This is a genomic window from Streptomyces sp. NPDC002935, assembly GCF_040611295.1.
GTDB lineage: Bacteria > Actinomycetota > Actinomycetes > Streptomycetales > Streptomycetaceae > Streptomyces.
Genome location: NZ_JBEXNW010000076.1, coordinates 1 through 9,247 on the forward strand (window position 1 = coordinate 1; position 9,247 = coordinate 9,247).

A 9,247-nucleotide genomic window follows, 5' to 3' on the forward strand; every position below is an offset into this window, starting at 1 on the left:
CGGCCTTGAGGCCGGCGGCGCCGGGCGCCGCGGGGCCGCGGCGGCTGGTGAGCACCAGGTGCTCCGCACCGGCACCGGCGAGCCAGCGGGCGACGTGCCCGCCCAGCGCACCCGTACCACCGGTGATCAGCACCGTGCCGCGCGGCGACCACGAACGCTCGCTCAGGGCTGCGGGCAGACGCGACAGGCGCCGCACGAACAGCCCGCGGTCGCGGATCGCGACCTGGTCCTCGGCCGACTGGCCGAGCACCGCGGCGAGTCGGCCGACGATCCGGTCGTCGACCGTGTCCGGGAGGTCGATCAGACCGCCCCAGCGCGGCGCGTGCTCCAGCGCCGCCACCCGGCCCAGACCCCAGATTTGGGACTGGTACGGGTCCGTCACCTCGTCAGCGGGGCTCACGCCCACCGCGTTCCGGGTCGCGCACCACAGCGGGGCGCCGATGCCCGTGTCGCCCAGGGCCTGGACGAGCAGGACGGACAGTGCAACGCCGACGGTCAGTGCGGCGGTCGCCGGGGCGGCCTCGCCGTCGGCGGCGAGCAGCGACAGGACACCCGCCACGGTCTCGTCACCGGCCGCTCGGGCGAGCTGCGCGGCCAGGTCCTCACGGCCGGTGGCCGGCTCGACCGGGACCGGCAGCGGGGCCAGGCCACGCTCGGTCAGCCCGCGGAGGCAGGCGGTGACCCAGTCGTCGCCGAGTTGTGCAGCGCTGACCGGAACCAGCCATATACCGATCCGGGCAGGGCCCTCCGGGGCGCGGTCGGGTATCCCTTTCCACGACTCGCCGTAGCGCCAGCTGTCCACGGCGGATTGCTCCTTGCGCTGCCGCCGCCACGACGACAGACTCGGCAGCACGTCGCTGAACGCGTCCCCTGCCCCGATGCCGAGGGTCTCGGCGAGGGCCTGCAGGTCCCCGCGCTCCACGGTCTCCCAGAACTCCGCGTCCACCGGGTCCGCTTCGGCGGCGGCAGCGGTTCGCGGGGCGTCGACCCAGTACGGCTCGTGCTGGAAGGCGTAGGTCGGCAGGTCGGTCCTCCGCGCACCGGCGAAGAACACGTTCCAGTCCACGGACACGCCGTGCGTGTGCAGATGGGCCAGGGCCGTCACGAGGGCCTGCTGCTCGGGGCGGTCACCGCGCAGCACGGGCACGGTGACGGCCTCGTCCATGCAGCCCTGCACCATGCCGCTGAGGACACCGCCGGGACCGATCTCCACGAACGTGGTCACACCCAGCTCGCCGAGGGTCTCGACGCCGTCGGCGAAGCGCACCGCTTCGCGCACGTGCCGGACCCAGTACTCCGGGGTGTACGCCTCGGCCAGGCGCCCAGTGAGGTTGGAGACCACAGGAATCCGCGGCTCGTTGAAGGCAAGACCCGCCACGACCCGGCCGAACTCGTCCAACATCGGGTCCATCAGCGGCGAATGGAACGCGTGACTGACCTTCAACCGGGACGCCTTACGGCCCTGTTGGGTGAAGACCTCCGCGATCTCCAGCACCGCATCCTCGGCCCCGGAGACCACGACCGACCGCGGGCCGTTGATCGCCGCGATGCCGACCTCGTCGGTCAGATACGGCAGCACCTCGTCCTCGGTGGCCTGGACCGCGACCATCGCACCACCAGCTGGCAGCGCCTGCATCAACGCAGCCCGCGCGGACACCAGCTTCACGGCGTCGTCCAGCGACAGCACCCCGGCCACATGAACAGCCGCGATCTCACCCACCGAGTGACCGGCCACGTAATCCGGCCGCACACCCCACGATTCGAGGAGGCGGAACAGCGCCACCTCGACCGCGAAGAGAGCGGGCTGGGCACACCCGGTCTGATCCAGGGTCTCGACGTCAACGTCGACCGGCGCCTCCAGACGCGCACACACCTCGTCGTACGCATCGGAGAAGACAGGGAACGCCGCATACAACTCACGCCCCATACCGATCCGCTGCGAACCCTGACCCGAGAACAGAAAGCCGACCTTGCCTCCCGGCCGGCCCTGGACGACTCCGGGCGACGGCATTCCGGCGGCCAGGTAGCCCAGTCCGCGGCGGAAGTCGTCACAGCTCTCGCCGATGACGGCCGCCCTGTGGCGCAGGGCGCTCCGGGTGGTGGCCAGCGAGAAGCCGACATCGGCCGGTGACATGCCGTCCTCCACGAAGGCCAGCAGTCGTCGTGCCTGGTCGCGCAGCGCAGCGCTGCTCTTGGCGGAGAGCACCCACGGCAGGAGGGCCGGGGCCGGAGTGACGGTGACCTCTTCGGCCGGGGCCGGCGGGGCCTGTTCGATGATGGTGTGGGCGTTGGTGCCGCTGACGCCGAAGGACGACACGGCAGCACGGCGCGGGCGGTCCCACTCGGGCCACTCCACGGCCTCGGTCAGCAGCCGGACGTCACCGGCCGACCAGTCCACGTGCGGCGTGGGCTCGTCGACGTGCAAGGTCTGCGGGAGCACGCCGTGGCGCATGGCCATGACCATCTTGATCACACCGGCGACACCCGCCGCGGCCTGCGCGTGGCCGATGTTGGACTTCAGCGAGCCCAACCACAGGGGCTGTCCTGCGGGCCGCTCCTGCCCGTACGTGGCGAGGAGCGCCTGCGCCTCGATCGGGTCGCCCAGGGTCGTGCCCGTGCCGTGCGCCTCCACCGCGTCGATGTCGGCGGCGGTGAGGCCCGCGGAAGTGAGCGCCTGCCGGATCACCCGCTGCTGCGAAGGGCCGTTGGGCGCGGTCAGACCGTTGGACGCGCCGTCCTGGTTCACGGCGCTCCCCCGTACGACCGCCAGCACCTCGTGGCCGTTGCGCACGGCGTCGGACAGCCGCTCCACCAGGAGCATGCCGACGCCCTCGGCCCAGCCGGTGCCGTCGGCGCCGGCGCCGAACGCCTTGCACCGCCCGTCAGGGGCCAGCCCGCGCTGGCGGCTGAACTCCACGAAGGCACGCGGGGTGGACATGACCATCACGCCGCCGGCCAGCGCCATGGAGCACTCGCCGTTACGGAGGGCCTGGATCGCCCAGTGCAGGGCCACGAGCGACGACGAGCACGCCGTGTCGACGGTGACGGCCGGGCCCTCCAGGCCGAAGGTGTAGGCGATACGGCCGGACATGATGCTCGCCGAGTTGCCCGTGCCGAAGAAGCCCTCGGAATCGTCTATCGCGTTGAAGGCCCGGGCGGCGTAGTCCTGGTAGCCGGAGCCGACGAAGACTCCGGTACGGCTGCCGCGCACCGACTCCGTGTCGATGCCGGCCCGCTCGAACGTCTCCCACGTGGTCTCCAGCAGCAGGCGCTGCTGCGGATCCATCGCCACGGCTTCACGCGGGCTGATCCCGAAGAACCCCGGGTCGAACTCCCCCGCCTCGTACAGGAATCCACCGCGGCGCGTGTACGTCTTGCCGGACGCGTCCGGGTCCGGGTCGTAGATGCCGTCCACGTCCCAGCCGCGGTTCGCCGGGAAGTCGCCGACGGCGTCGCCGCCGGAGACCACCAGGTGCCACAGGTCCTCGGGCGAGCGCACCCCGCCCGGATACCGGCACGCCATGCCGACGATCGCGATGGGGTCGTCGTCCTCGGCGGGCGCGGCGGCCGCTTCCGGAGCGGCCGCGATGGTGAGGCCGGTGAGCTCGGTGCGCAACTGCCGGGCGAGTGCCTGGGCGTTGGGGTGGTCGAAGACCAGTGTGGGGGGCAGTGCGAGGCCGGTCTCGGCTTTGAGCTTGTTGCGCAGTTCTACGGCGGTCAGGGAGTCGAAGCCCAAGTCCTTGAACGCCCGGTCCGCCTCGACCTCGCCGGCGCTGTTGTGACCGAGGACGGCCGCCGCGTGTGTGCGGACGAGGTCGACCAGCAGCGCGTGCTGCTGGGTCTCGGGCATCCTGGCGAGGCGGTCGGCCAGGGGCGAGGCGGCGGCCGTGCCGGGCCCGCCGGCGGTGCTGTCCGCGGTGAGGATCCGCTCGGCCTCCGGGAGTTCGCCGAGCAGGGCGCTCGGGCGGCCCACGGTGAACGGGGGCAGGAACCGCTCCCAGTCGACGTCGGCCACTGTGGCGGTCGCCTCGCCGGAGTCCAGCGCCCGCCGGAGGCCGGCCAGGGCGAGCGTGGCGGGCATCGGGATCAGGCCGCGGCGGCGCAGTCGTTCGTCCGCGCCGTCGGCCTCGGCCATGCCGCCGCCGGCCCACGGGCCCCAGGCCACGGCGGTCGCCGGCAGGCCTTGGGCCCGGCGGCGTTCGGCGAGTCCGTCGAGCAGGGCGTTGGCCGCCGCGTAGGCGGCCTGGTGGCCGCTGCCCCACAGGCCGGCGATGGAGGAGAAGAGGACGAAGGCGTCGAGTTCCCGGCCGGCGAGGAGCGCGTCGAGGTGCAGGGCGCCGGCAGCCTTGGCGGACAGCACGTCGGCGAAGGCGCCCGGCGTCATGGATTCCAGCGGCTCCATTTGGTCCACGCCCGCCGTGTGGACGACGGCGTTCACCGGGTGCTCGGCGAGCAGCACGGCGAGCGCCTCACGGTCGGCGACGTCGCACGCGGCGACGGTGACAAGGACACCCGTCGCCTCCAGCTCCGCGACGAGACCCGCCGCGCCCGGCGCGTCGAGGCCGTGGCGGCTGGTGAGCACCAGGTGTTCGGCACCGGCACCGGCGAGCCAGCGGGCGACGTGCCCGCCCAGCGCACCCGTACCACCGGTGATCAGCACCGTGCCGCGCGGCGTCCACCGCTCCCCGGCCCGCGTGTTCCGGTGGGCGGCGGCGTGGGAGAGCCTGCGGCCGAACACGCCGCGGGCGCGGATCGCGATCTGGTCCTCGGCCGACTGGCCGAGCACCGCGGCGAGACGGCCGACGATCCGGTCGTCGACCGTGTCCGGGAGGTCGATCAGACCGCCCCAGCGCGGCGCGTGCTCCAGCGCGGCGACCCGGCCGAGGCCCCAGACGGCGTTCTGGGCGGCGCTCGGCACCGCGTCCGCCCGGCCGGTGGACATGGCGGACCTGGTCAGCGCCCACAGCGGGGCGTCGATGCCCGCGTCGCCCAGGGCCTGGACGAGCGCGAGGGTCAGCGCGGTGCCGACGGACAGAGCCGGGTGTCCGGCGTGGTGCCTCTCGTCGGTGCCGAGCAGGGAGATCACACCGTCGAACGGGGTCTCCCGGACGGCCTCGCCGAGCTGCCGCAGCAGTGCGCCGCGGTCGGCGGCCGGGTCGACCGCCACCCGGACCAGCCGGGCTCCGCGGGCGGCGAGCCCGTCGGCGACGGCGGCGGTCCACTCGACGGCCTCGGTGTCCTCGGGCACCTCGGTGACCAGGAAGAGCCAGGTGCCCGGCAGTTCGTGCGCCCGGAGGTCGCTGAGCGGCTTCCAGCTCGTGCGGTAGGACCAGCCTTCCACGGCGGACTCCCGGCGCTGCTGCCGGCGCCACGCGGACAGCCGGGGCAGCACCGCGTCCAACTGCTCGACGGGCAGGTCGAGGGTGGCGGCGAGGGACTGGGCGTCCTCGCGCTCCACGGTCTCCCAGAACCCGGCTTCCACGGCGTCGGTCCCCGCGACGGCCGTGGGCGCGGTGGTCTCCAGCCAGTACCGCTGGTGCTGGAAGGCGTAGGTGGGCAGGTCGGCGCGCCGGGCGCCGCGGCCGGCGAAGAACGCCCGCCAGTCGACGGGCACGCCGTGCACGTGGAGCTGGGCGAGAGCGCCGGTGATCGCCTCGGGCTCGGGGCTGCCGGACCGTGCGGAGGCAACGGTGACCGCGCCGTCCAGGCAGCCCTGGGCCATGGCGCTCAGCACCGCGCCGGGGCCGGTCTCCACGAACGTGGTCACGCCCAGCTCGCCCAGGGTCCGGATGCCGTCGGCGAAGCGCACGGCCTCGCGGACGTGCCGGACCCAGTAGTCCGCCGTGTACGCCTCGATGAGCTCACCGGTGAGGTTCGAGACGACCGGTATCCGGGGCGTCTCGAAGCGCAGACCGCCGACGACGCGGGCGAAGTCCTCCAGCACGGGGTCCATCAGCGGCGAGTGGAACGCGTGGCTCACGGTGAGCCGGGAAATCTTGCGGCCCTCCCGGGCGAAGAAGTCCGCGACGGCGGCTACGGCGTCCTCGGCTCCGGAGACCACGACGGACTGCGGGCCGTTGATCGCCGCGATGTCGGCGTCGTCGGTGAGGTGCGGCAGCACCTCGTCCTCGGTGGCCTGGACGGCGATCATGGCTCCGCCGGCGGGCAGGGCCTGCATCAGCGCGGCACGAGCCGTCACCAGTGCGGCCGCGTCCTCCAGCGACAGCGCCCCGGCCACGTGCGCGGCCACGATCTCGCCCACGGAGTGCCCGGCCAGGTAGTCCGGCCGCACGCCCCACGACTCCAGCAGGCGGTGGACGGCGACCTCGTGCGCGAACAGCGCGGGCTGCGTGAAGGCGGTGCGGTTCAGCTCCTCGCCGTCCTCGTGACCGTTCTCGCCGAAGGCCACGTCCCGCAGTGGCCGGTCGAGGTGCCGGTCGAGGTGCGCACACACCTCGTCGTACGCCTCCGCGAAGGCCGGGAACGCCTCGTACAGTTGCCGCCCCATGCCGATGCGCTGCGAGCCCTGCCCGGAGAACAGGAACCCGACCTGGCCGGCGTCGGCGCGGCCGAGGACGACGCCGGGAGCGGGCGCCCCCGAGGCCAGGGCCCGCAGGCCCTCGGCGATCCGGCCGTGGTCGGCACCGACCACGGCGGCGCGGTGCTCCAGGGCGGCCCGGGTGGTGGCCAGCGAGAGGCCGACGTCGGTGAGGGACGGTTCGGCGCCGTCGGCGGTGAGGGACAACAGGCGCTCGGCCTGGGCGCGCAGCGCGGCCTCGGACTTGCCGGACAGGACCCACGGCACGGTCGCCGAGGAGACCTCGACCGGTGCGACGGCGGCCGGTTCGGCCACCGGGGCCTGCTCGATGATGGTGTGGGCGTTGGTGCCGCTGACGCCGAAGGACGAGACCGCGGCGCGGCGCGGGCGGTCCGTCTCCGGCCAGTCGACGGCCTCCGTCAGGAGCCTCACCGCACCCGCCGACCAGTCCACGTGCGGCGTCGGCTCGTCAGCGTGCAGCGTCCGCGGAAGGACGCCGTGGCGCATCGCCATCACCATCTTGATCACACCGGCCACGCCGGACGCCGCCTGAGCGTGACCGATGTTGGACTTCAGCGAGCCCAGCCACAGCGCCCGGGGGCGCTCCTGCCCGTAGGTGGCGAGGAGCGCCTGCGCCTCGATCGGGTCACCCAGAGCGGTGCCCGTGCCGTGCGCCTCCACCGCGTCGACGTCGGCCTCGCTGAGCCCGGCGGAGGCCAGGGCCTGCCGGATGACCCGCTGCTGCGCCGGGCCGTTCGGCGCGGTCAGACCGTTGGACGCGCCGTCCTGGTTGACCGCGCTGCCCCGCACGACCGCGAGGATCTCGTGGCCGTTGCGCACCGCGTCGCTGAGGCGCTCCACGAGCACCACGCCCACGCCCTCCGCCCAGCCGGTGCCGTCGGCGCCGGCGCCGAACGCCTTGCACCGTCCGTCAGGGGCCAGCCCGCGCTGACGGCTGAACTCCACGAACGCGGCCGGTACGGCCATGACGTTCACACCGCCGGCGACGGCCATCGTGCTCTCGCCGGTGCGCAGCGACTGGATGGCCAGGTGCAGGGCGACCAGCGACGACGAGCACGCCGTGTCGACGGTGACGGCCGGGCCCTCCAGTCCGAACGAGTAGGCCACGCGCCCGGAGACGACGCTCGCGGCGCTGCCGGTGAGCAGGTGGCCCTCGACGCCTTCCGGGACCTGCGGGAGGCCCGCGCCGTAGCCCTGGTAGGACATGCCGACGAACACGCCGGTGCGGCTGCCCTTCAGGGAGGCCGGGTCGATGCCGGCCCGCTCGAACGCCTCCCACGAGGCCTCCAGAAGCAGGCGCTGCTGGGGGTCCATCGCGAGCGCCTCGCGCGGCGAGATCCCGAACAGTGCGGCGTCGAAGTCGCCCGCGTCGTAGAGGAAGCCGCCGTCGCGCGCGTACGTCTTGCCCGGGGTGCCCGGGTCGGGGTCGTAGAGGTTCTCGACGTCCCAGCCGCGGTCGTCGGGGAAGCCGGAGATCGCGTCGCCGCCGGACGTCACGAGCTGCCACAGGTCCTCGGGCGAGCCGACGCCGCCGGGGAGGCGGCAGCTCATGGCCACGATCGCGATGGGTTCGTCGCCGGCGGCGGCCGTGCGCTGCTCCTGCTGCGCGACGTCCTGTGAACCGAGCAGTTCGGCGCGCAGGAACCGGGCCAGGGCCGTGGCGTTGGGGTAGTCGAAGACCAGCGTGGTGGGCAGCTTCAGGCCGGTGTCGGCCGTGAGCTTGTTGCGCAGTTCGACGGCGGTGAGCGAGTCGAAGCCGAGGTCGTTGAAAGCGCGGCCGGACTCCACCGCCGCGGTGCCGTCGTGGCCGAGCACGGCGGCCGCGTGCGTGCGGACGAGGTCCACCAGCGTGCGGTCCTGCTCGGCCGCCGGCAGCCCGGTCAGCTTCGCGGCGAGCGCGTTGCCGGCTTCGGCGCCGCCGGGGGCCGGCGCCTCCAGGGCGCGGCGCGCCTCGGGCACATCGGAGAACAGGGCGCTGGGGCGGGTGACGGTGAACGGGCCGATGAACCGCTCCCAGTCGAAGTCCGCGACGGTGAGGGCGGTCTCGCCGTCGGCCAGCGCCTGCTGGAGCGCGGAGATCGCGAGGGCGGGCCGCATGGGGGGCAGGCCGCGGCGGCGCAGCATCTCCTCTCCGTCGCCGACAGCGGCCATGCCGCCCTCGGCCCAGCCGCCCCAGGAGACGGCGAGCGCGGTGCGCCCATGTGCCCGCCGGTACTCGGCGAGGGTGTCCAGGTAGGCGTTGGCCGCCGAGTAGGCGCCCTGGCCGGCGCCGCCCCAGATGCCGGCGCCCGAGGAGAACATGACGAACGCGTCGAGTTCCTGACCGGCCAGCAGTTCGTCCAGGTGCGTGGCACCGGCGGTCTTGGCCGCCACCGTGCCGGCGAACCCGGCCGGGTCGGAGTCCTCGATCATGACGTGGTCGCCGACGCCGGCGGCGTGGACGACGGCGTTGACGGGGTGCTCGGCCAGCAGCGCCCGCAGGGCGTCACGGTCGGCCGCGTCACAGGCCACGACGGTCGCGGCCGCGCCGAGCTCCTCCAACTCCGCGACGAGCTCCACGGCGCCGGGCGCCGCGGGGCCGCGGCGGCTGGTGAGCACCAGGTGCTCCGCACCCGCACCGGCCAGCCAGCGGGCGACGTGCCCGCCCAGCGCACCCGTGCCACCGGTGATCAGCACCGTGCCGCGCGG

General features: G+C 74.1%; 1 protein-coding gene. It reads right to left on the minus strand.

Annotated elements, in window-relative coordinates:
- Positions 1-9,247, minus strand: a 9,247-nt coding sequence (locus ABZX90_RS43430) for a type I polyketide synthase (protein ID WP_355213681.1), incomplete at both ends; no start/stop codon positions are given.